Annotated in this window: 22 protein-coding genes; 9 read left to right on the top strand and 13 right to left on the bottom strand. The window is 63.2% G+C overall.

Going from position 1 to position 21,581, the window contains the following annotated elements; translation table 11 throughout:
* The first annotated feature begins 2 nt into the window (after positions 1–2).
* The 8 genes from lptC (at position 3) to ACMGGG_RS02935 (ending at position 5,493) form a co-directional block, all read left to right on the top strand.
* Positions 3–575, top strand: a complete 573-nt coding sequence (lptC, locus tag ACMGGG_RS02970; RefSeq protein ID WP_054894378.1) for an LPS export ABC transporter periplasmic protein LptC — start codon at positions 3–5, stop codon at positions 573–575.
* Entirely contained in the window at positions 562–1,086 is a 525-nt protein-coding gene (gene lptA, locus ACMGGG_RS02965; protein WP_054894379.1) for a lipopolysaccharide transport periplasmic protein LptA, read from the top strand. Before lptC ends, lptA begins: the two co-directional genes overlap by 14 nt.
* Positions 1,087–1,812: an LPS export ABC transporter ATP-binding protein gene (gene lptB, locus ACMGGG_RS02960; protein WP_414160009.1), complete on the top strand. Its 726-nt coding sequence runs from the start codon at positions 1,087–1,089 to the stop codon at positions 1,810–1,812. It begins immediately after the preceding gene.
* Between the two features lie 173 nt (positions 1,813–1,985).
* Entirely contained in the window at positions 1,986–3,479 is a 1,494-nt protein-coding gene (locus tag ACMGGG_RS02955; RefSeq protein ID WP_063543169.1) for an RNA polymerase factor sigma-54, read from the top strand.
* 78 nt (positions 3,480–3,557) lie between these two features.
* Positions 3,558–3,866 (top strand): ribosome hibernation-promoting factor, HPF/YfiA family, encoded by a 309-nt coding sequence (hpf, locus tag ACMGGG_RS02950; RefSeq protein WP_054894382.1) that lies wholly within the window; start codon positions 3,558–3,560, stop codon positions 3,864–3,866.
* Between the two features lie 12 nt (positions 3,867–3,878).
* Positions 3,879–4,343 (top strand): PTS IIA-like nitrogen regulatory protein PtsN, encoded by a 465-nt coding sequence (gene ptsN, locus ACMGGG_RS02945; RefSeq protein WP_054894383.1) that lies wholly within the window; start codon positions 3,879–3,881, stop codon positions 4,341–4,343.
* 2 nt (positions 4,344–4,345) lie between these two features.
* Positions 4,346–5,200 carry an RNase adapter RapZ gene (rapZ, locus tag ACMGGG_RS02940; protein WP_063543167.1) on the top strand — a complete coding sequence of 285 codons (855 nt, stop codon included), beginning with the start codon at positions 4,346–4,348 and terminating at the stop codon, positions 5,198–5,200.
* Positions 5,201–5,220: 20 nt separating this feature from the next.
* Positions 5,221–5,493, top strand: a complete 273-nt coding sequence (locus tag ACMGGG_RS02935) for an HPr family phosphocarrier protein (RefSeq protein ID WP_054894385.1) — start codon at positions 5,221–5,223, stop codon at positions 5,491–5,493.
* Between the two features lie 29 nt (positions 5,494–5,522).
* Here ACMGGG_RS02935 and ACMGGG_RS02930 read toward each other — a convergent pair whose 3' ends face one another.
* From ACMGGG_RS02930 to pmbA, 6 genes are all read right to left on the bottom strand, one after another.
* Positions 5,523–6,416 carry a ZIP family metal transporter gene (locus ACMGGG_RS02930; protein ID WP_063543165.1) on the bottom strand — a complete coding sequence of 298 codons (894 nt, stop codon included), beginning with the start codon at positions 6,414–6,416 and terminating at the stop codon, positions 5,523–5,525.
* Positions 6,417–6,427: 11 nt separating this feature from the next.
* Positions 6,428–7,039: a superoxide dismutase gene (locus ACMGGG_RS02925; protein WP_063543163.1), complete on the bottom strand. Its 612-nt coding sequence runs from the start codon at positions 7,037–7,039 to the stop codon at positions 6,428–6,430.
* A 1-nt stretch (position 7,040) separates the two neighbouring features.
* Positions 7,041–7,502, bottom strand: coding sequence for a hypothetical protein (locus ACMGGG_RS02920; RefSeq protein WP_065863254.1), 462 nt, complete (start codon positions 7,500–7,502; stop codon positions 7,041–7,043).
* Positions 7,503–7,530: 28 nt separating this feature from the next.
* The gene (locus tag ACMGGG_RS02915) at positions 7,531–8,907 is read right to left on the bottom strand and encodes a class II fumarate hydratase (protein WP_063543159.1); all 1,377 of its coding nucleotides are present in this window, start codon (positions 8,905–8,907) and stop codon (positions 7,531–7,533) included.
* The gene (locus ACMGGG_RS02910) at positions 8,900–9,301 is read right to left on the bottom strand and encodes a FagA protein (RefSeq protein ID WP_082421003.1); all 402 of its coding nucleotides are present in this window, start codon (positions 9,299–9,301) and stop codon (positions 8,900–8,902) included. Before ACMGGG_RS02910 ends, ACMGGG_RS02915 begins: the two co-directional genes overlap by 8 nt.
* 128 nt (positions 9,302–9,429) lie before the next feature.
* Complete coding sequence (gene pmbA, locus ACMGGG_RS02905) at positions 9,430–10,776, bottom strand: metalloprotease PmbA (RefSeq protein ID WP_151925733.1); 1,347 nt, start codon at positions 10,774–10,776, stop codon at positions 9,430–9,432.
* Positions 10,777–10,885: 109 nt separating this feature from the next.
* Between pmbA and yjgA the strand changes: the two genes are divergently transcribed.
* Positions 10,886–11,407, top strand: coding sequence for a ribosome biogenesis factor YjgA (gene yjgA / locus ACMGGG_RS02900; protein WP_063543154.1), 522 nt, complete (start codon positions 10,886–10,888; stop codon positions 11,405–11,407).
* 140 nt (positions 11,408–11,547) lie between these two features.
* On the opposite strand, the gene tldD is transcribed toward yjgA, so the two are convergent.
* The 7 genes from tldD to mreC all read right to left on the bottom strand — a co-directional run bounded on the left by tldD (position 11,548) and on the right by mreC (position 21,378).
* Entirely contained in the window at positions 11,548–12,987 is a 1,440-nt protein-coding gene (gene tldD, locus ACMGGG_RS02895) for a metalloprotease TldD (protein ID WP_054894392.1), read from the bottom strand.
* Positions 12,988–12,989: 2 nt separating this feature from the next.
* Complete coding sequence (locus ACMGGG_RS02890; protein ID WP_063543152.1) at positions 12,990–13,841, bottom strand: carbon-nitrogen hydrolase family protein; 852 nt, start codon at positions 13,839–13,841, stop codon at positions 12,990–12,992.
* Between the two features lie 8 nt (positions 13,842–13,849).
* Positions 13,850–17,671 (bottom strand): YhdP family protein, encoded by a 3,822-nt coding sequence (locus ACMGGG_RS02885; protein WP_414154839.1) that lies wholly within the window; start codon positions 17,669–17,671, stop codon positions 13,850–13,852.
* 73 nt (positions 17,672–17,744) lie between these two features.
* A complete protein-coding gene (rng, locus tag ACMGGG_RS02880; RefSeq protein ID WP_054894395.1) occupies positions 17,745–19,202 on the bottom strand; it encodes a ribonuclease G in 1,458 nt (485 codons plus the stop codon).
* A 54-nt stretch (positions 19,203–19,256) separates the two neighbouring features.
* A complete protein-coding gene (locus ACMGGG_RS02875; protein WP_054894396.1) occupies positions 19,257–19,853 on the bottom strand; it encodes a Maf family protein in 597 nt (198 codons plus the stop codon).
* Positions 19,854–19,882: 29 nt separating this feature from the next.
* Entirely contained in the window at positions 19,883–20,371 is a 489-nt protein-coding gene (gene mreD / locus ACMGGG_RS02870; RefSeq protein WP_054894397.1) for a rod shape-determining protein MreD, read from the bottom strand.
* Positions 20,371–21,378, bottom strand: coding sequence for a rod shape-determining protein MreC (mreC, locus tag ACMGGG_RS02865; RefSeq protein WP_414154838.1), 1,008 nt, complete (start codon positions 21,376–21,378; stop codon positions 20,371–20,373). The genes mreD and mreC overlap by 1 nt, the downstream gene beginning before the upstream one ends.
* Positions 21,379–21,581: the final 203 nt, after the last annotated feature.

The raw sequence follows: 21,581 nt of genomic DNA, 5'->3' as shown, positions 1-21,581 counted from the left end.
CCATGCTCAGCAAGAAACTTCGAAATGCCGTGCTGCTGGCAGCCATCGCTGCGCTGCTGGTGGCGGTCGGCTATTGGAACATCAGCCCCGAGAGCTTCCTCGACAAGCCCACGGCCCAGGTCGACGAAAGCGCCATCGACTACTATGCGATCAACGCCCACAGCGTACAGTACCTGCCCGACGGCAGGCTGCAATACGAAATGACCGCGGACAAGGTCGAGCACCTGAAGGCCAGCGAAGTCACCCTGGTGACCACGCCAGACATGCACATCTACCGTGGGACAGCGTTCCCATGGCATGTGCAGAGCGTGCGCGCCGAGGTCAACCCGGACGGTACCGAGGTCGAACTGATCGACAACGTGCGGATCGCCCGCACCGACGAAAAACAACGCGACACCCTGATCACCAGTAGCCGCATGACGGTGTTCCCGCAGAAGCAATATGCGCAGACCGCCCAAGCCGTTAGAATCGACGGCGCCGGTGGCACGACTACGGGTGTAGGAATGAAAGCATATTTGGAAGACGGCAGGATGGACCTGCTGTCCAACGTAAGAGGACAGTATGAGGCTCGTTAAAACCCTCCCCCTTTTGCTCAGCCTGAGCGCAGCACTGGGAAGCGCGAGCGCCTTGGCCCTGCCGAACGACCGTGACCAGCCAATCCGCATCCAGGCGGACAACGCGCATCTGGACGACAAACAGGGCGTTGCCACCTACACCGGCGATGTGATCATCACCCAGGGCTCGATGATGATCAAAGGCAACACCGTGACCATGACTCGCGCCGCCTCCGGCGACATCGACGTCGTGACCTCGGTGGGCAACCTGGCCTACTTCGAGCAACAGCAGAGCGCTGCAAAACCTGACAAGATGAAGGGCTGGGCCGTCACCATCCAGTACCAGGCGCAGAAGGATATCGTCATCCTCACCGACCGCGCCAAGGTCGAGAACGAAGGCAACACCACCGAAGGCGAGAAGATCGTCTACAACACCAAGACCCAGGTGGCGACCGCTGGCCGTGGTGGTAACGTGACCGCACCTCGTCAGCGTATCGACATGGTGATCCAACCGAAGAAAAAGGCCGAGTAAATGGCAACCCTCAAAGCCCAGCACCTGGCCAAGAGCTACAAGGGCCGCCAGGTCGTCCGTGACGTCAGCCTGTCGATCGACAGCGGCCAGATCGTCGGCCTGCTCGGCCCCAACAGCGCCGGCAAGACCACCTGCTTCTACATGATCGTAGGGCTGGTCCAGGCCGACCAGGGCCGCGTGCTCATCGACAGCAACGATGTCAGCCACCAGCCCATGCATGGCCGGGCCCAGGCAGGCATCGGCTATCTGCCGCAGGAAGCGTCGATCTTCCGCAAGCTGTCGGTCGCCGACAACATCATGGCCATCCTCGAGACACGCAAGGACCTGGACCGCGATGGACGGCGCAAGGAGCTGGAAAGCCTGCTGCAGGAGTTCCATATCAGCCACATCCGCGACAACCTCGGCATGAGCCTGTCCGGTGGCGAACGCCGTCGCGTCGAAATTGCCCGCGCCCTGGCGACTGCGCCGAAATTCATCCTGCTGGACGAACCCTTCGCCGGCGTCGACCCGATTTCCGTGGGTGATATCAAACAGATCATCCACCATCTGAAGGCCAAGGGCATCGGCGTACTGATCACCGACCACAACGTGCGCGAAACGCTCGACATCTGCGAGACCGCCTATATCGTCAACGATGGTCAACTGATCGCCGAAGGCGACGCCGAGACCATCCTGGCCAACCAGTTGGTCAAGGAAGTCTACCTGGGCCACGAGTTCCGACTCTGACGCCCGGGAGCTGCCTGGAGCATTGGAAATGCCTGGTGAAACGGGCTTAAGTGTTACAGTGCTCTAGGCAAACGCTACAATTTCAGGCATATAACTTGCTTAAGATTTGGCGCTCCGGCGCCCTGTAGTGGATGGCGCATGCGCGCCGGCGAACAAGGTATTAAGCCCCAGCCATGAAACCATCGCTCGTCCTAAAAATGGGCCAGCAACTGACGATGACCCCGCAGTTGCAACAGGCCATCCGTCTGCTCCAGCTCTCCACCCTGGACCTCCAGCAGGAAATCCAGGAAGCGCTGGAATCCAATCCGATGCTCGAACGTCAGGAAGACGGCGACGACTTCGACAACAGCGATCCAATGGCGGAAAACGGCGAAAGCAAACCTGCCGCCGAAGCCCAGGACAACAGCTTCCAGGAAACCACCGTCAGCACGGAAAACCTCGAAGAAGGCGAGTGGAACGAGCGCATCCCCAACGAATTGCCGGTCGACACGGCCTGGGAAGACATCTACCAGACCAGTGCCAGCAGCCTGCCAAGCAACGATGACGACGAGTGGGACTTCACCACCCGCACCTCTGCCGGCGAAAGCCTGCAGAGCCACCTGCTGTGGCAGCTCAACCTGGCACCGATGTCCGACACCGACCGCCTGATCGCGGTCACCCTCATCGACAGCATCAACGACCAGGGCTACCTGGAAGACAGCCTCGAGGAAATCTGCGCCGGGTTCGATCCCGAGCTGGACATCGAGCTGGATGAAGTCGAAGCGGTGCTGCACCGCATCCAGCAATTCGAGCCGGCCGGCGTCGGCGCCCGCAACCTGGGCGAATGCCTGCTGCTGCAACTGCGCCAGCTGCCGGCGAGCGTGCCGTGGATGGCCGAAGCCCAGCGCCTGGTCACCGACTACATCGACCTGCTCGGCAGCCGCGACTACAGCCAGCTGATGCGTCGCATGAAGCTCAAGGAAGACGAGCTGCGCCAGGTCATCGAGCTGGTGCAAAGCCTCAATCCGCGCCCGGGTTCGCAGATCGAATCCAGCGAGCCGGAGTACGTGATCCCAGACGTCATCGTACGCAAGGACAGCGACCGCTGGCTGGTCGAACTGAACCAGGAAGCGGTGCCTCGCCTGCGAGTCAATCCGCAGTATGCAGGCTTCGTCCGCCGCGCCGACACCAGCGCCGACAACACCTTCATGCGCAACCAGCTGCAGGAAGCGCGCTGGTTCATCAAGAGCCTGCAAAGCCGCAACGAGACGCTGATGAAAGTGGCCACGCAAATCGTCGAACATCAGCGCGGCTTCCTCGATCATGGCGACGAAGCCATGAAACCGCTGGTGCTGCACGACATTGCCGAAGCGGTAGGCATGCACGAATCGACCATTTCGCGGGTCACCACACAGAAGTACATGCACACCCCCCGCGGCATCTACGAATTGAAATACTTTTTCTCGAGCCACGTGAGCACCGCCGAAGGCGGCGAATGCTCGTCTACGGCGATCCGCGCGATCATCAAGAAACTGGTGGCCGCGGAAAATCAGAAAAAGCCATTGAGTGACAGCAAGATCGCTGGTTTACTGGAGGCACAAGGCATCCAGGTAGCCCGCCGCACCGTCGCCAAGTACCGCGAATCGCTGGGGATTGCCCCGTCGAGCGAGCGCAAGCGATTGATGTAGCGCCGGGATGTGCCACAGCGTTTCAGTGGCAGGTGCAATACCTGCCTCTTTATGCACGGGCAACAAAGGAGAAGCTGTATGCAAGTCAACATCAGTGGCCAGCATGTAGAAGTCACCCAACCACTGCGCGAATACGTGCTCGAGAAGCTCGCCCGCGTGGAAGGACATTTCGACAAGATCACCAATGCAACGGTGATCATGAAAGTCGAAAAGCTGCAGCAGAAGGTTGAAGCGACACTCCAGATTCCCGGCGGCGAAGTGGTCGCCAACGCTGAACACCAAGACATGTATGCCGCGATCGACGCACTGGCTGACAAGCTCGACCGCCAACTGAAAAAACACAAGGAAAAACAGCAAAGCCTGCTGCAAGGTGCAGCTGCCCGCTGATCCCCCTCATCCATGATCCGACTTGAAACCATCCTGACCCCCGGCCGTTCCCTCGTGAACGTGCCGGGCGGCAGCAAGAAGCGCGCCCTGGAAAAGGTCGCCAACCTGATTGCCGAGCAAGTACCTGAGCTTGCGATGCAAGACGTCTTCGAAAAGCTCATCGCTCGCGAAAAACTGGGCTCCACCGGTTTCGGTAATGGCATCGCCATTCCACACTGCCGCCTGGAAGGTTGTACTGCCCCCGTCAGCGCCCTGCTGCATCTGGACGCTCCCATCGACTACGACGCCATCGACGGCGCCCCTGTGGACCTGCTGTTCGTGCTGCTGGTCCCGGAAGCGGCCACCGATGCCCACCTCGAACTGCTACGCCAGATCGCCAGCATGCTCGATCGCAAGGAAGTCCGTGATCGCCTGCGTGCCGCCGACAGCAGCGAAGCCCTCTACCAGGTAGTCCTGGACGCACAGAACGAGCACTGAACATGCGCCTGATCATCGTCAGCGGCCGGTCCGGCTCCGGCAAGAGCACCGCGCTCGATGTGCTGGAAGACAACGGCTACTACTGCATCGACAACCTGCCCGCCGGGTTGCTGCCGCAGTTGGCGGAAAACGCGCTGATCAATACCGAACTGATGCAACCCAAGGTCGCCGTGTCCATCGATGCGCGCAACCTGCCAAGCCATCTGTCGCGCTTCCCCGAATTGCTCGAGGACGCTCGCGCGCGTCACATCCAGTGTGACGTGCTGTACCTGGACGCCGACGAGGACACGCTGCTCAAGCGGTTCTCCGAAACCCGCCGTCGCCACCCGCTGACCAACGCGGACCGTTCGCTCGCCGAAGCGATCCGCGTCGAAAGCGAACTGCTCGGCCCCATCGCCGACCTCGCCGACCTCAAGATCGATACCACCAGCCTTAATCTTTACCAGCTGCGTGACTCGATCAAGCTGCGCCTGCTCAACCAGCCTGAACCCGGCACCGCTTTTCTCGTCGAATCCTTCGGTTTCAAACGCGGCATGCCGGTGGACGCCGATCTGGTGTTCGACGTGCGCTGCCTGCCAAACCCTTACTGGAAACCCGAGTTGCGCGAGCACTCTGGCCTTGAAGCGCCAGTGATCGAGTACCTGGCAGCACAACCGGACGTCGAGGAAATGTTCCAGGACATCTCCAGCTACCTGTTGAAGTGGCTACCGCGCTTTGCCGCCAGCAACCGCGCCTACGTCACCATCGCCATCGGCTGCACCGGCGGACACCACCGCTCTGTCTATATCACCGAGCGCCTCGGACAACTGCTGCAGCAAACCCTGAAAAACGTCCAGGTCCGTCACCGCGACCTCTAACCCACAGGATCCACCCCACGATGCCCGCCCGCGAAATCACCATCATCAACAAGCTGGGCCTGCACGCCCGGGCGGCAGCCAAGTTCGTCGGCGTGGCCGGGAAGTTCCCCTGCCAGGTTCGGGTCGGGCGAGCCCCCGACAAGCTGGTGGACGGCAAGAGCATCATGGCAGTGATGATGCTGGCCGCGGGCAAAGGCACCCAAGTGCACCTGCATACCGAAGGCGAGCAGGACAACGACGCACTGGATGCACTGGTGGCGCTGATCAACAATTATTTCGACGAAGGCGAGTAAGCTCCCGCCCCGTCCCTTGCCTGACAGCCTCAGGACATCGCAGTGTCCATCACCATCATCAGGCAGAAGCCGATGCATAACCCCAGGCTTGCCAGGCGATGATTGCCATTGCTGCGTGACTCGGGAATGATTTCCTGGGTCACCACCAGCAACATCGCTCCTGCCGCACACGCAAGCCCAAGCGGTAGCAGCAGCTCGGCAACATTCACCAGCCAGGCACAGATCACCGCCGCCACCGGCTCCACCAGCCCGGATGCAGCACCGATCAGGAAGGCCTTGAACCGCGACATCCCAGCCCCCGCCAACACCAACGCGATCACCAGCCCCTCCGGCACGTCCTGCAGGGCAATGCCCATGGCCAGGCTATCGGCGTCTGGCATGCCGCCGCCAGCGGAAACACCAATAGCCATGCCTTCCGGGATGTTGTGCGCGATGATCGCGGCCACGAACAGCCAGATCCGCGCAGCGATCACCGGCTGATTGCCTTGCCCGACCATGGACTCCGGCGAAACCCCGGAGATTCTCAAGTCGACCAGGAACAGGCACAGCGCCCCGAACAACAACCCGGCACTGACCAGGCCACCGGCGCCCCAAGGGCTGAAGCCAATGGACTGAGCCGCATCAAGGCCCGGGATGATCAGAGAGAACGCGGTGGCTGCCAACATCACCCCAGCACCGAAGCCAAGCAAGGTGTCAGCTACCGCCACAGGCATGTTGCGGATCACCAGCACCGGTACCGCGCCCAGCGCCGTGCCCAGTGCGCACAATGCACCGCCTTCAAGCGCACGTAACATGCGCGGCTCCAGGTCCAACCAGGCGATGCCCCGCGCCACCAACAGCGCGGTTCCGACAAGCAACAGCAAAGTCCCAAGCGCCAGTCGGAACAGGCGCACACTGCTGACAGACATCACCTCGGAGCGCATGACAGATCGACTCACTTCAGGGCTTCAAGGTAGCGACGCTCAACTTCCGTCCAATCGACGACGTTGTAGAAGGCACCGATGTATTCCGGACGACGGTTCTGGTACTTCAGGTAGTAAGCGTGCTCCCACACGTCCAACCCCAGGATCGGTGTGTTGCCGTGCATCAGCGGACTGTCCTGGTTGCCGCTGCTCTCCACCACCAGCGTCTTGGCCGGGGTCACGCTGAGCCAGGCCCAACCACTGCCGAAACGGGTCAGCGCGGCCTTGGTGAACGCCTCCTTGAACGCCTCGAAGCCGCCGAGCTGCGTATCGATGGCCTGGGCGACCTGCCCCTGGGGTTGACCACCGCCCTTGGGTGACATCACGGTCCAGAACAACGCATGGTTGGCGTGGCCGCCGCCCTGATTGATCACCGCTCCTTGCAGCTTTTCGGGCAACTGCTTGACCGCGCCGACCAGCTTGTCGATCGGCCATTCGGCCCACTCGGTCCCTTCGATGGCGGCGTTGAGGTTGTTCACATAGGTCTGGTGGTGCTTGCTGTGGTGAATCTCCATGGTCTGGGTATCGATGTGCGGCTCCAGCGCATCGTAGGCGTAAGGCAGTGCAGGCAAGGTGTGGGGCATGTCAGTGAATTCCGTATGCAGGTGAACGGTGGGTGGCATCCGGCCGGGCAGCCAGTTCGCTTGCTTCAGGCACATGGCGATTGAGCAAGCGCTCGGTGCGTGGGTACTGGCCGTATTCGGCGATAAAGCTCAACAGCTCGGTGTAGGTACGTCCGCTGTGGCGCAACGCGGCATCACGCAGGGCCTGGGGCAGACGCGGCTCCTGACTGGCCTGTAGCAGCCGCTGATGGGCCGCACACAGGTAATCGGCGCTTTCATGGGGCTGATTCAGGCGCAGGTGCAGGTCAGCCAGGTTGTGGTGGGCGATGACAAAGGCCGCCACCGCCTCGTCAACGTCATGCCAGCGCTCGAACAGCACCTGCGCCAGGGCCAGGGCTTGCAGGTAGTGCTCCCGGGCGTCTACCAGTTCGCCTTGGTCGAACAGGCGATTAGCGGTTTCCGTAGTGCGTTTCCAATGCTGCATGACGTGTCTCCTGGGCGAGGACCGTGGATCAGATACCGCCAGCGGTGAGTTTTTCCGGATCCAGCAGGGCCTCGAGCTGATCACGCGACAAGTCGGTATGCTCCAGCGCCACCTCCACGATCGGGCGACCTTGCTTGTAGGCGGTCTTGGCAATCTCGGCGGCCTTGAGGTAGCCGATGATCGGGTTCAGTGCCGTGACCAGGATCGGATTGCGCGACAGCGCCTCCTTGAGCTTCGGCTCATTGACCTTGAAGCTGGCGATCGCCTTATCTGCCAGCAGGCGACTGGCATTGGCCATCAGCTCGATGCTCTCCAGCAAGTTGCGGGCGATCACCGGCAGCATGACATTGAGTTCGAAATTACCCGACTGGCCGGCGACGGCGATGGTCGCGTCGTTGCCGATAACCTGCGCGGCAACCATCGCAGTGGCCTCGGGAATCACCGGGTTGACCTTGCCCGGCATGATCGAAGAGCCCGGTTGCAGCCCCTCGAGCTCGATTTCGCCAAGCCCGGCCAGGGGGCCTGAGTTCATCCAGCGCAGGTCGTTGGCGATCTTCATCAGCGCGACAGCGGTGGTCTTGAGCTGGCCGGACAACGCCACGGCCGTGTCCTGGGAGCCGATCAGGGCGAACAGGTTTTCCCCAGGGGTGAACGGGATACGGGTCAGGTCGCTCAGTTCACGGGCAAAGCCCACGGCGAATTGCGGGTGGGCATTGATCCCGGTGCCGACCGCTGTGCCGCCTTGGGCCAGCGCCTGCAGGGCGGGCAAGGTGGCTTCCAGATGCGCTTGGGCGCCCTTGATCTGTGCCGCCCAGCCCCCCAGGACCTGGCTCATGCGCACCGGCATGGCATCCATCAGGTGGGTGCGGCCGGTCTTGACGTAACGGTGAACCTCGACAGCCTTGGCCTCGATCACCTGAACCAGATGCCCCAGCGCCGGCAGCAGTTGCTCGTGCAGGGCCAGCGCTGCGCTGACATGAATGGTGGTCGGAATGATGTCGTTGCTGCTCTGACCGCAATTGACATGGTCGTTGGCGTTGATCTCGTCACCCAGCACACGACTGGCCAGGGTTGCGATGACCTCGTTGGCGTTCATGTTGGAGCTGGTGCCGGAGCCGGTCTGGAACACGTCCACCGGGAAATGCTGGATGAAGTCCTCGGCCAGCAGTTGCTCGACCGCCTTGACGATGGCACCGCCCTGCTCCGCGCTCAGTTGCTCCAGCGCGATGTTGGCCTTGGCTGCTGCGGCCTTGGCCAACAGCAGTGCCCGAATGAACTGCAGCGGCATGCGCTGGCCGCTGACCGGGAAGTTGTCGACCGCGCGCTGGGTCTGGGCACCATACAGCGCCTGGGCAGGCACCTGCAGTTCGCCCATGCTGTCACGCTCGATACGGGTATTACTCATCATCGGATCCTTGCATCAGTTCATCGGGAGAAATCGAAGGCAGCAACACGCAACTGGCCAGTTGCATCGCATAGGGCTGCCAGCGCTCGTTCTGCTCGCAACGGTCGAGGTTGCGCAGGTCAAGCAGCGGGCGCCAGGCCTGGTCAAGGCACTGGCAGCGCCAATGCCAGGGCAACATGCGGTCGCAGGCGGTATCCAGCAGCAGACGGAAGGAGGTCAACGCCACGGTCCAGGGCGAGGTCTCGGTGCAACAGACCAGATAGCGCCCCTCGGCCAGATAGTGTTCGATCAGCCGCGGTTCGTCCGGCTCGAGGGCACAGCGGATGCGCCGACTCAACCAGCGCCAGTTTTCCAGGTAGGGCAATTCGTGGAGGACGGTTTTCATGAACATCATCGCCGGGGTTGCTGGATAATGATATTCATTATTAATTGATAATTAGAATCACTTCAAGGGCGGAGCCACAAACAAAAACCCGGCGCGATGGCCGGGTTTGTCGTCAAGCGTGGGTCAGCGGTGCGCCGTCAGCTACCGGCGACGGTCATTCGTTCGATCAGCACTGAACCGCTGTGAATATTGCTGCGCGTTTCAATATCGCTGCCAATCGCCACAATCTGCTGGAACATGTCTTTCATATTGCCGGCGATGGTCACTTCTTGGACCGGGAACTGGATTTCACCGTTCTCCACCCAGAAACCCGCAGCGCCACGGGAGTAGTCGCCCGTTACCATGTTAAGGCCATGCCCCATCAGTTCGGTCACCAGCAAGCCGCGCCCCATGCGACGGATCAGTGCAGCCTGGTCTTCGACGCCATGGGTGACGAACAGGTTATGCACCCCGCCTGCGTTGGCGGTGCTGGGCAGTTTGAGCTTGCGACCGGCATAGGTACCCAGGATGTAGGACACCAGTTCGCCCTTGTCGATGAACGGTTTGGCATAAGTGGCCAGGCCATCGCCGTCGAACGCGGCACTGCCCAGCGCACGTGGAATGTGCGGACGCTCGTCGAGGGTCAGCCAGGTCGGGAACAGACGCTGGCCCAGGGTGCCTTCAAGGAACGACGACTTGCGGTAAAGGTTGCCACCAGAGATCGCCGACAGGAAGCTGCCGAACAACCCGCCAGCCAGTTCCGCAGCGAACAGCACCGGCACCTCGCAGGTCGGCACTGGACGTGCGCCCAGACGGCTGGCGGCACGCTGGGCAGCGCGCTGGCCAATACTGCGCGGGTCGGCCAGCAATTGGCCTTGGCGATTGACGTCATACCAGTAGTCGCGCTGCATCTGCCCTTCGCCTTCGGCGATCATCACACAGCTCAGGCTGTGGCGCGTCGAGGCGTAGCCACCGATGAAGCCGTGACTGTTGCCATACACCCGCACGCCCTGGTGCGTGTTGAGGGTGGTGCCGTCGGCATTGAGAATACGCTTATCGGCATCGAAGGCGGCCGCCTCGCACTCCAGGGCCATCTCGATGGCACGCTCGGGCTCGATGTCCCAATCGTGGTAGAGGTCGAGGTCGGGCATTTCACGCGCCATCAGTGCCGCGTCGGCCAAGCCCGAGCACTCATCCTCGGAGGTGTGCTTGGCAATGGCCAATGCAGCAGCCACTGTTTCGCGAATGGCCTCCGGACCGCTCGCCGAAGTACTGGCCGAGCCCTTGCGCTGGCCCACGTAGAGGGTGATGCCAAAGCCCTGGTCGCGGTTGAACTCGACTGTTTCGACCTCGCGCTGGCGCACGCTTGTGGACAGGCCCTGCTCCAGCGAAACCGCCACCTCGCAGGCGCTGGCGCCCTGGCGGCGCGCTTCGGCAACGATCGCCTCGACCTGCTCCTGCAACGCTGGCAGGTCCTTAGGACCTACGCTCTGGACTGCACTCATGGTTTTCTCCACTCAAATTCTGCGTTCGGCGAGGGCCATTCTTCGACCGGGCCGGACAAAGCGGCCCCCGACTGGTTATCATGGCGGCGATTTCCTGCGGACTGCCACCATGGTTGATTCATACGACGACGCCTTCGACGGCGAAAAAAGCAAGACCCAGATCAAGCGCGAGCTGCATGCGCTGGTCGAACTCGGCGAGCGCCTCACCACGCTCAAGCCCGATATCCTCGCGCGCCTGCCACTCACCGACGAGTTGCGCAAAGCACTGGAGGAAGCGTCCAAACACACCGCCCACGGTGCCCGCAAACGCCACATGTCGTTCGTCGGCAAGCTGATGCGCGTACAGGACCTGGAGGCCATCCATGCGCTGCTCGAGCAGATAGACAGCTCCACGCGCCAGTACAACGAACGTTTCCACGGCCTCGAGCGCTGGCGCGACCGGTTGATCGACGGCAACGACGAAGACCTCGAGCGCTTCGTCCAGGAGTTCCCCGATACCGATCGCCAGCAACTGCGCTCGCTGATCCGCCATGCCCAGCACGAAAAGGCGCGGAACAAGCCGCCTGCCGCTGCGCGCAAGGTGTTCAAGTACATCCGTGACCTCGACGAGCTGCAACGCGGCCTGCGCTGAGCACCGCCACCGACCTCTTGTAGGCGCGGCATCGCATCGCGAAAGGGCTGCACGGCAGCCCTGTCTGTGTCGCCGAGATCTCGGGGCCGCCTGGCGGCCTTTGCGCGACACAAGGCCACTCCTGCAGGCAGGGCTTGTCATCAAGCCCCGGTACCGCCCACGGTGATCGCGTCCAGCTTCAGGGTCGGCTGGCCAACGCCAACCGGCACCGACTGCCCATCCTTGCCACAGGTACCGACTCCGCTGTCCAGGGCCAGGTCGTTACCGACCATCGACACTCGGCTCATCGCCTCCGGCCCATTGCCTATCAGGGTCGCGCCCTTGACCGGCGCGGTGATCTTGCCGTCTTCGATCAGGTACGCCTCGCTGGTGGAGAACACGAACTTGCCACTGGTAATGTCCACCTGGCCGCCGCCGAGATTGGCACAGTAGATGCCCTTCTTCACCGAGGCGATGATCTCCTGCGGGTCACTCTCGCCGGCACGCATGTAGGTGTTGGTCATGCGCGGCATCGGCAGGTGCGCATAGGATTCGCGTCGACCATTGCCGGTCACCGCCATACCCATCAGGCGGGCATTGAGCTTGTCCTGCATGTAGCCCTTGAGGATGCCGTTCTCGATCAGCGTGGTGCATTCGGTCGGCGTGCCTTCGTCATCGACGCTCAGCGAACCGCGACGGCCTTCCAGCGTGCCGTCATCGACGATGGTGCACAGCTTCGACGCCACCGCCTCACCGATCCGCCCACTGTAGGCCGAGCTGCCTTTGCGGTTGAAATCACCTTCCAGACCGTGGCCGACTGCTTCATGCAGCAGTACGCCCGACCAACCGGGACCGAGCACCACCGGCAGCGTGCCGGCCGGTGCAGGTTGCGCCTCGAGGTTGACCAGCGCTTGGCGCAGCGCCTCGCGGGCATAGCCCATCACCCGCTCTTCGGTGAAGTAGCGGTAGTCGGTACGCCCGCCCCCGCCCTGGCCGCCCCGCTCGCGGCGACCGTTGTGTTCGACGATGACGCTGACGTTGAAACGCACCAGCGGCCGCACATCCGCGGCCAGGCTGCCATCGGCCGCCGCCACCAGGATCCGCTCCCACACGCCCGCCATGCTCACGCTGACCTGCTGGATACGCGGGTCGAGGGCACGGGTGGCAGCATCGACGCGCTTGAGCAGTTCGACTTTCTCGGCGCGGCTCAGGACATCGAGCGGGTTGCCCGGTGCGTACAGGGCGGTCACGTCCTGGCTGCGGAAGGCCTGCACCTTGCCGTTCTGGCCGGCGCGGGAGATCGAGCGGGCGGCGCGCGCCGCTGACGTCAGGGCTTCAAGGTTGATTGCGTTGCTGTAGGCGAAGCCGGTCTTCTCGCCAGACAATGCACGCACGCCGACACCCTGGTCGAGGTTGAAACTGCCTTCCTTGACGATACCGTCTTCCAGTGCCCAGGTTTCCGAGATCTGCCCCTGGAAATACAGGTCGGCAGCGTCGATGCCGGGCCCTGCCAACTCACCCAGCACAGCCTGCAGGCTGTCCAGGGTCAGTCCGCCCGGGGCCAGGAGCTGCTCGCTGACGGTGGATAACATCTGGCTCATAGTCACTCCGAGGTGTGCGCAGGCCGCAAGGCGTCCTGCGAGAAAAAGCGCCGGTGCGAAACGACCGGCATGCGCGCCCGTATGGACGCTTGTTCTTCAGCGTCGCGCTCGGCGAGCAATATCGCTTCGCCATGCGCATGTTCGGCGACGATCCGCCCCCAAGGGTCGACGATCGCCGCATGGCCATGGGTTTCCCGCGGACCTGGATGGATACCGCCCTGCGCGGCGGCCAGCATGTAGCATTGGGTTTCGATGGCGCGGGCACGGATCAACACTTCCCAATGTGCCGCGCCGGTCACCGCAGTGAACGCCGACGGCGCGCTGATCAACTCGGCCCCGGCAGCGCGCAGGGCGCTGTAGAGCTCGGGAAAGCGCAAGTCGTAGCACACCGACAAGCCCAGGCGTCCAACCGGCGTATCGGCCACCACCACCTGCGCGCCATGGGCGTAATCGTCCGATTCGCGATAGCGCCCGCGGTTATCGGCCACGTCCACATCGAACAGGTGCAGCTTGTCGTAACGCGCGGCGATCTCGCCGTCCTCATCGACCAGCAGCGAGCAGGCATGGGCCTTGGCCTCGGGCTCATCGACCGGCGGCAACGGCAAGGTGCCGGCAACAATCCATAACCTGAGGTCGCGTGCGGCGCGTTTCAACCATGGCAGGATCGGGCCTTCGCCAAGCGCCTCGGCGCGACCGATCGCCGCCGCATCGCGCCGCCCCATGGCCGCGAAATTCTCCGGCAGCACCGCCAGCCGTGCACCGCTGTCAGCGGCCTGCTCCAGCAGCACGTGAGCCCGCTGCAGGTTGGCCAGTACGCCGTCCTGGCTGACCATCTGGATCACTGCTGACTTCATGACCACTCCTAGCGCGATTTATCGAAAGGTTTCACAAAGGTGATTTTAGGCTCTTTGACCGGACCTTCGACCCGATAGTGCACGCTGGCGAAGCGCGCGACCCGATCGCCGATCAGCCGATCGACCAGGAACAATGCGCCGCCGACCGCAGGTGCCCCGACGATCAGCGCCGCCAACGGCAGGTTGTTGGTGACCGGCAGGGTCACCTGCAGGTTGGCATCGATACGGTCGCGCACAAAGTCGAGGGTGCCATCGAGCTCGAAATTGCTGGAGGGGCCGGTGACAGCGATCGGTTCACGGGTGACATAAACGCCCTCGCTGGCCACCAGCAGGCCCTTGACCCGATCATAGGCCAGCCCCTCGCCGAACAGGTCGGAGAAGTCCAGGCGCAGACGACGACCAATGGAGTTGAAGTTGAGCAGGCCGAACACCCGCAACGCCTGGGCGCTCCCCTCGACCTCGACGAACTGGCCGGTGCGCAGCGAGGCATCGAGGCTGCCGGAGAATCGCTTGAGGTTGACCCAGGCCGGCGAACCCGGCCAACGACCATCGACATCCATGCGGAAATCGCGGCTGGTGACCGTGGGCGCGAAGCCCCAGGCCTTGAGCACGTCACCCAGGTCCTTGCCGTCCAGGCGCCCCTTGTACCAACTGTTGGTGCTGCCGGGAACACCTTCCCAGCCGCCGCTGCCGTCGATGTGAAGGCCCTTGAGATTGAGGTCGATGTCGTCCAGCGACACACCACGGGCATTCGGCCGCAGCTTGACCGAGGCGCTGCCGAACAGGTCGTCACCGCGATACAACTTGTCGATGCTCAGGTCCAGGACCGGCGCCTTGCGCGGGTCGAAGGCGGCCAGCGGATCAGGCGCATCTTCGGCCTGGGCTTCCTGCGGATCGGCCGGCGGCAGGCGCAAGGTCTGCAGTTTCACCACCATGGGCGCGGCCTTGGCATCCGGGATCCGCGCATTGCCGATCACTTCCTTGCTGTCCAGGCGCAGGTCCCAGGCGCTGGCAACACGAGCCAGACGCACCACTGCCTGGTTGAGGTCGGTGCCGAATGCCTTCAACTGGCCAATGCTCACATCCACGCTCTGCAGGCCCTGTCGTGCACTGCCACCTGGGTCTTGACCTGCGTACTTGTCCAACTGCTGCTGCCAGGGCTCGAGGTCCAGCGATTCGAGGCGCCCGCGCACCCGCAGGCCCTGGCCGCCCGGCACGGTCGCATCGCCACCGCCGAGCACCAGCTCGCCGCGTCCCTGGGCCAGCTTGTCGAGCGAAGCTGCGTAGGCCAACCGCGCCACATCGGCGTAGCTTGCGTCAAAGCGCCGCTCGGCACCTTGCAGGTTCATGCTGAAGCTACTGTCGCGTGACTCGCCCGCCGTCTTGCCGAAGGGCGCTGGCAGGTCGATGGTCAGCCCCTTGAGCGACGAGTTGACGCTCAGGCGATTGTCGCGGCTCCCCAGGCTGACCTGAAGTTGGTAGGGAATATCGCCCGAGGCCGGGAGTGCCTGCTTGAACTGCAGCCAGTCGGTCAACGACTTGAGCGGCACCTGGCCGGTGGCGTTGATCCGGGTCTGAATCTGGCCACCCTGCCCTTCGGCGAGAATCTGCGCAGTCACCGGCCTGTCGAAGGCCTGGAGGCTGATGCCCTTGCCGCTCAAGCCCTTTTCAAGGTCGAAGGTGAAGTCACCCTTCAAGCGGCTCAGATCGAGTGCCGGCGGCTCCACCTTGAGACGGGCATCCGAAGTCGAGAAGTCCACCAGCACCTTGGGACGCAGACCGTGCTCCAGCGGGATGTCCAGCTTGACCTTGCCCTGCAGCGGGCCCTCGCCTTCCCAGCCGGCGAAGATCTCGCCAGTGCCGATCGGCGCCTCTTTCAGAATCTTCAGGCCGTCGCCCAGGCTGCCGTCGAACTCGCCGTCCAGGTACAGGCGGCTATGCTGGTCGCCCTCGACATGGGGAATGTTGACGCTGACATCACTGACCCGGGTGTCGAGCAGCAGACCCTTGCTGGCCTGGATGCGCACACCGGTATCCTCGATGTACACATTGCCGTCCACCTGCTGCACCTGCGGCCAGCCCGGCTGGAAATCGAGCGCTGCGTCATGCACCTTGAAGAACAGGCTGATACTGCGCGAATGCGCCGGGGCGTTGTGGTTCAGCGATCCCTGGTACTGGAAATAGCCCTCGTCGACCGCACCCTTGACGATGGCACTGCGAAGCCACTCATCCAGCGCCGGGCTGAGCACTTCCGGCAGGTACTTGGCCGTGTAGCGGCCATCGCCCTCGGTGAGGCCGACACGCAGGTCCATATAATCGGCCTGCTCTTCGTGGAACCTGAAACGAATGAGAAAATCGGCGGCGATCTTGCCCTCATCGCCCAGCACCTTGATGTAGGGCGCGATGAGGGTGAAGCCGTCCTTGTCGAGCGCCCAGGTCAGGCGGGCATTGGCTTTCTGGTAGTGCCAGGGTTTGCCGAAGATGGGGTACAGATGCAGCATGAAGGCATCGGTATCCAGGCGTAGTTCGCCGTGCCCGAGATCGCCGCTGATGCTGCCGCTGACATTGCCCGCTGCGGGCGCTCCGTGATACGCATCGAAGCCGATCTTGTCGAGATTGGCGGCGAACTGCAGGCGCTGGTCACCTTCGGCATGGGGACGGATGTCGAGCTGGACGTTACGCAGCGTGCCGGTCACGTTAAGGGCATCGACGACGGTCATCAGGTTGTCCGGCAGCGGTGCCAGGCCATCGATCAGCGGGGTCAGCGGCGTCAGGTCGAGACGATCGGCCTGGACATGCCACACATCCTCGGCAGCCTCCTGCCCAGGACGCTGGCGCGCTTGCAAATGTGTTTCCCAGCGGGTTTCACCGATACTCGCAGCCAACGAATCGACCACGATCTCGTAGCCCTCCTTGCCGCGGCGCACCCAACTGGACAACGCCAGGTTGTCGAGAGTCACGGTCTTGCGCCCGGCATAGGCGCCGCGCAGCTGCGGCGCGTTCAGTCGGGCGACGGCGCGCTGCAAATGGCCTTTGTTCCAGTCGATCCAGAATTCGCCCCCCGCACGCAGGGTCTTGGCTCGCCACTGCCCGAGCAGGCTTGGCGGCACCCAGCGCGCCCAATCGCTCTGCGGCAGGCTGACATAGGCCTCCAGGTGTCCGTCGCGCCAGGCGTCGGGGGTGGCGCGGCTGCGCAGGTTCACCGCCAGAGGCTGACCGTCGGGCAGGGTCGCGCGCATCTCCAGGCGCTGGCGCGACGGACCGGCTTGCAAGCCAAGGCTGACATAGGTGAGCGTGACCGAATCACGGCGCCACGGCTGGAAGGTAACCTGGCTGTCGAACACATCGACCCGGCCCAGTTGCTGGAGGCGTTGCAGCAATTGGGCAGGGTCGAGGGGCGCATCGTCTTTCTTCGGCAGGCCTTCAAGGGTCCAGGCACCTTGCTGGTCTTCATGCAGGATCAGTTGCAGGCCGCCGAGCTGGACATGCGCCAACCGCACTTCGCGAGCCTTCAAGCTGGCCCACAGGTCGGGCACCAGCTTGACGTCATCCAGGCGCAAGGCTGCAGAGCCTTCGCCCAATTGCAGGTCGCGCAGCCTGAGCACCGGGGCCAGGCCACTCCATCGCCCTTCGAGCGCCCCCACATGCACAGGCAAGCCCAAGGCTTGCTGGGCCTTGTCTTCGAGGTCGGCCCGGTATTCGGCCACCAACGGCACCAGTTGCCGACCGAGGCTGACATACAGTGCCACCAGCACCGCGAGCAAGGCGCACAGCCCCAGCCCCCAACGGGTCAACGCGCCTAGAACGCGGGTCAGACGTTCCATGGCCATTGCCCTCCGAGTCGTCCATTAACTATGGCCGCAAGCGGTGTTTTCGCCACTGGGCGAACGGTTTCAGAACGCGTCAGAGCAGCACCACATCATATTGTTCCTGGGAATACATGGACTCGACCTGGAAGCGAATGGTTCGCCCGATGAAGGCCTCCAGTTCGGCGACGTTGCCTGACTCTTCGTCCAGCAGCCGATCGACTACCTTCTGGTTGGCCAGCACGCGGTAGCCTTCTGCCTGGTAAGCCCGCGCCTCACGAAGAATTTCGCGGAAGATTTCGTAACAAATAGTCTCTGGCGTCTTCAGCTTGCCGCGCCCCTGGCAGGCCAGGCAGGGCTCGCACAGCACCTGCTCTAGGCTTTCACGGGTACGCTTGCGGGTCATCTGTACCAGGCCCAACTCGGTAATGCCGATGATATTGGTCTTGGCATGGTCGCGCTCGAGCTGCTTTTCCAGCGTGCGCAGGACCTGGCGGCGGTGCTCCTCGTCCTCCATGTCGATGAAGTCGATGATGATGATGCCGCCGATGTTGCGCAGGCGCAGCTGTCGCGCAATGGCGGTGGCCGCTTCGAGATTGGTCTTGAAAATGGTCTCTTCGAGGTTGCGATGGCCGACGAAGGCGCCGGTATTGACGTCGATGGTCGTCATCGCCTCGGCAGGATCGACCACCAGGTAGCCCCCGGACTTGAGCGGCACCTTGCGCTCCAGGGCGCGCTGGATCTCGTCCTCGACCCCATAGAGATCGAAGATCGGCCGCTCGCCGGGATAATGCTCGAGGCGGTCGGCGATTTCGGGCATCAGCTCACCGACGAATTGCGTAGTTTTCTGGAAGGTTTCCCGCGAGTCGATGCGGATCTTCTCGATCTTCGGATTGACCAGGTCGCGCAAGGTGCGCAACGCCAGGCCGAGGTCTTCGTAGATCACTGTAGGCGCACCGCAGGCCTGGATCTGGCTGCCGATCTGCTCCCACAGGCGACGCAGGTAGCGGATGTCCTGGAGAATGTCTTCAGCACGCGCGCCCTCGGCGGCGGTGCGCAGGATGAAGCCACCGGCGTCCTTGATGTTCTCTTGCGCCATCGAGTCGCTGACCACCTGTTTAAGACGGTCACGCTCGGCTTCGTCCTCGATTTTCAGCGAAATGCCGACATGGCTGCTGCGAGGCATGTACACCAGGTAGCGCGACGGGATCGACAACTGGGTGGTCAGGCGCGCGCCCTTGGTGCCGATGGGGTCCTTCGTCACCTGCACCACCAGGGCCTGGCCTTCGTGGACCAGTGCGGTGATGGTCTCGACCGCCGAGCCTTCACGCTGGGAGATCTCCGAGGCGTGGATGAACGCCGCACGCTCCAGACCGATATCGATGAAGGCGGCCTGCATGCCGGGCAGCACACGCACCACCTTGCCCTTGTAGATATTGCCGACGATGCCACGGCGCTGGGTGCGCTCGACATGCACCTCCTGCAGCACTCCGTTCTCCACCACTGCCACGCGTGACTCCATCGGCGTGATGTTGATCAGGATCTCTTCACTCATGGCAGGCTCTCGTCAAAGGTCTTCGGTAATGATGGATCGCTGTCGGGCGGCTGGCTAGCGCTGGACGGTATCCTCATGCTGCCAGCAGGGAATGCCGAACTGCTCCAGCAACTCGGCGGTTTCGCTCAGGGGCAGGCCGACCACGGCCGAATAACTGCCTTCGATGGCGCTGACGAACACCGCGCCCAGGCCCTGGATCGCATAGCCACCGGCCTTGTCCAAGGGTTCACCACTGTCCCAGTAGCGACATGCTTCATCGAAAGAGATGGTACGGAAACGAACCTTGGTCGCCACGCACAGGCTCAGGGAGCGCGTGCCGTCGGTCACGGCCACGGCAGTGAGCACCTGGTGCTCGCGCTTGGACAGGTCGCCCAGCATCGCCAGGGCGTGCTCGCGGTTTTCCGGCTTGCCGAGGATCTGGCCGTCGAGCACCACGGCGGTATCGGCGCCGAGCACCACGCCCGGGGCATCGAGCAGGTTGAAACCGGCCACCGCCTTGGCTTGCGCCAGGCGCTCGACGTAGGCCTGGGCGGCTTCGCCGACCTGCGGGGTTTCGTCGATGGGGGCGCTGACCACGGTGAATGGCACGCCAATCTGCGCCAGCAGCTCACGTCGACGTGGGGAGCCGGAGGCCAGGTGCAGTCGAGTCATGGGGACATCTCCGTGTCAGTGGCGACGCGTCAGTGGATATGCAGGCGTCGGCGCATGCCGCGCAGGGCGAAGCTGATCCAGGGCCAGAGCAAGGCGCTGATCACCGCCGACCACACCAGTGCAAGCGTCGGCAGGCGATTGCCGGTCAGGGCGCTGAGCCACAGCTGGATCAACTGGGCGATGCCGAACACCACCAGGATCACCAGGCTCTGCTGCCACATGGGGAACATGCGCAGGCGTTGTTGCAGGGACAGCACCAGGAAGGTGATCAAGGTGAGGATCAACGCGTTCTGCCCCAGCAGGGTGCCGTAGAGCACGTCCTCGGCCAGGCCGAGCACGAAGGCGGTGGTCATGCCGACCTTGCTGGGTACGGCCAGGGTCCAGAACGCCAGCAACAGGGCCAGCCACATGGGGCGGAACACCTCCATGAACTGCGGCATCGGCGTGACGCTGAGCAGCAGGCCGATGACGAAGGTCAGCCAGATGGCCCAGCCGTTTCTGCTACGGGTACTGGCCATCATTCTCTCCGGGGCTGTGCAGGCGACGCGGGTGCGGCTGGCGGGTGTGAGGTGGACGAGCCGTGGGCTGGCGCGGTGGCAGCCGGTGTGGCAGGTGCCGGTGCGTGGGCCGGTGCGCCGCTCGCGGGCACCGTTGCTGGTGCTGGTGCAGCTGTCGGCTTGGCACCCGCACCGTCCTGACGGTCGGCCTCTTCCTGGGCGATCGCTGCATCAGTGGCCCGCTGCTCAGGCGTACGTCGATCGCTGAACACCAGCAGCATGTAGCGGCTGCGATTGAGGGCGGCGGTAGGAATGGCGCGAACGATGGCGAACGGCTGACCGGAGTCGTGGATCACCTCGTTGACCGTGGCCACCGGATAACCGGCCGGGAAACGCTGCCCCATGCCGGAGCTCACCAGCAGATCGCCTTCCTTGATGTCAGCGGTATCGGCCACGTGACGCAGTTCCAGGCGCTCCGGGTTGCCGGTGCCGCTGGCAATGGCGCGCAGGCCGTTGCGGTTGACCTGCACGGGAATGCTGTGGGTAGTGTCGGTCAGCAGCAGCACACGCGAGGTGTAGGGCATCAGCTCGACCACCTGGCCCATCAGGCCACGGGCATCGAGCACCGGCTGGCCGAGGAACACACCGTCGCGCTCGCCCTTGTTGATCAGGATGCGATGAGTGAAGGGATTGGGATCTACGCCGATCAACTCGGCGACTTCGACCTTTTCGTTGACCAGTGCCGAAGAATTGAGCAATTCGCGCAGGCGCACGTTCTGCTCGGTGAGCGCGGCCAGCTTCTGCAGGCGCCCCTGCAACAGCAGGGCTTCGGTCTTGAGCTTCTCGTTTTCGGCGATCAGCTCGGTGCGGCTGCCGAACTGCCCGGCCACGCCCTGCCACAGACGCTGCGGCAAGTCGGTGACCCAATAGGATTCCATCAGCACCAGCCCCATCTGGCTGCGTACCGGCTTGAGCACGTCAAAGCGCGAGTCGACCACCATCAGCGCGACCGACATCACCACCAGCACGAGCAGACGAACGCCCAGCGAAGGGCCCTTGGAGAAAAGCGGTTTAATGGGCCGTTCCTCGTGGACGACGATTCAAGCGGTCATTGCACGAGGTCAATGCAACCACCAGCCTGCGGATTGACGGAAACGACGCCCGACGGACGTCAACAGCGCATACAGGTAGCACTGTGCGTGCCACCTGTAAACCAGGCGATCTTCAGCGA

Source organism: Pseudomonas sp. BNK-44-b (genome assembly GCF_047456245.1).
GTDB classification, from domain to species: Bacteria; Pseudomonadota; Gammaproteobacteria; order Pseudomonadales; family Pseudomonadaceae; genus Aquipseudomonas; species Aquipseudomonas machongensis.
Note: the sequence above shows the minus strand (reverse complement) of the source record. Positions and strands in the feature narration are given on the sequence as shown.

Coding starts and splice junctions, on each gene's coding strand:
- lptC (WP_054894378.1), top strand. CDS start 3: ATGCTCAGCAAGAAACTTCGAAATGCCGTGCTGCTGGCAGCCATCGCT.
- lptA (WP_054894379.1), top strand. CDS start 562: ATGAGGCTCGTTAAAACCCTCCCCCTTTTGCTCAGCCTGAGCGCAGCA.
- lptB (WP_414160009.1), top strand. CDS start 1,087: ATGGCAACCCTCAAAGCCCAGCACCTGGCCAAGAGCTACAAGGGCCGC.
- ACMGGG_RS02955 (WP_063543169.1), top strand. CDS start 1,986: ATGAAACCATCGCTCGTCCTAAAAATGGGCCAGCAACTGACGATGACC.
- hpf (WP_054894382.1), top strand. CDS start 3,558: ATGCAAGTCAACATCAGTGGCCAGCATGTAGAAGTCACCCAACCACTG.
- ptsN (WP_054894383.1), top strand. CDS start 3,879: ATGATCCGACTTGAAACCATCCTGACCCCCGGCCGTTCCCTCGTGAAC.
- rapZ (WP_063543167.1), top strand. CDS start 4,346: ATGCGCCTGATCATCGTCAGCGGCCGGTCCGGCTCCGGCAAGAGCACC.
- ACMGGG_RS02935 (WP_054894385.1), top strand. CDS start 5,221: ATGCCCGCCCGCGAAATCACCATCATCAACAAGCTGGGCCTGCACGCC.
- ACMGGG_RS02930 (WP_063543165.1), bottom strand. CDS start 6,416: ATGCGCTCCGAGGTGATGTCTGTCAGCAGTGTGCGCCTGTTCCGACTG.
- ACMGGG_RS02925 (WP_063543163.1), bottom strand. CDS start 7,039: ATGCCCCACACCTTGCCTGCACTGCCTTACGCCTACGATGCGCTGGAG.
- ACMGGG_RS02920 (WP_065863254.1), bottom strand. CDS start 7,502: ATGCAGCATTGGAAACGCACTACGGAAACCGCTAATCGCCTGTTCGAC.
- ACMGGG_RS02915 (WP_063543159.1), bottom strand. CDS start 8,907: ATGAGTAATACCCGTATCGAGCGTGACAGCATGGGCGAACTGCAGGTG.
- ACMGGG_RS02910 (WP_082421003.1), bottom strand. CDS start 9,301: ATGATGTTCATGAAAACCGTCCTCCACGAATTGCCCTACCTGGAAAAC.
- pmbA (WP_151925733.1), bottom strand. CDS start 10,776: ATGAGTGCAGTCCAGAGCGTAGGTCCTAAGGACCTGCCAGCGTTGCAG.
- yjgA (WP_063543154.1), top strand. CDS start 10,886: ATGGTTGATTCATACGACGACGCCTTCGACGGCGAAAAAAGCAAGACC.
- tldD (WP_054894392.1), bottom strand. CDS start 12,987: ATGAGCCAGATGTTATCCACCGTCAGCGAGCAGCTCCTGGCCCCGGGC.
- ACMGGG_RS02890 (WP_063543152.1), bottom strand. CDS start 13,841: ATGAAGTCAGCAGTGATCCAGATGGTCAGCCAGGACGGCGTACTGGCC.
- ACMGGG_RS02885 (WP_414154839.1), bottom strand. CDS start 17,671: ATGGCCATGGAACGTCTGACCCGCGTTCTAGGCGCGTTGACCCGTTGG.
- rng (WP_054894395.1), bottom strand. CDS start 19,202: ATGAGTGAAGAGATCCTGATCAACATCACGCCGATGGAGTCACGCGTG.
- ACMGGG_RS02875 (WP_054894396.1), bottom strand. CDS start 19,853: ATGACTCGACTGCACCTGGCCTCCGGCTCCCCACGTCGACGTGAGCTG.
- mreD (WP_054894397.1), bottom strand. CDS start 20,371: ATGGCCAGTACCCGTAGCAGAAACGGCTGGGCCATCTGGCTGACCTTC.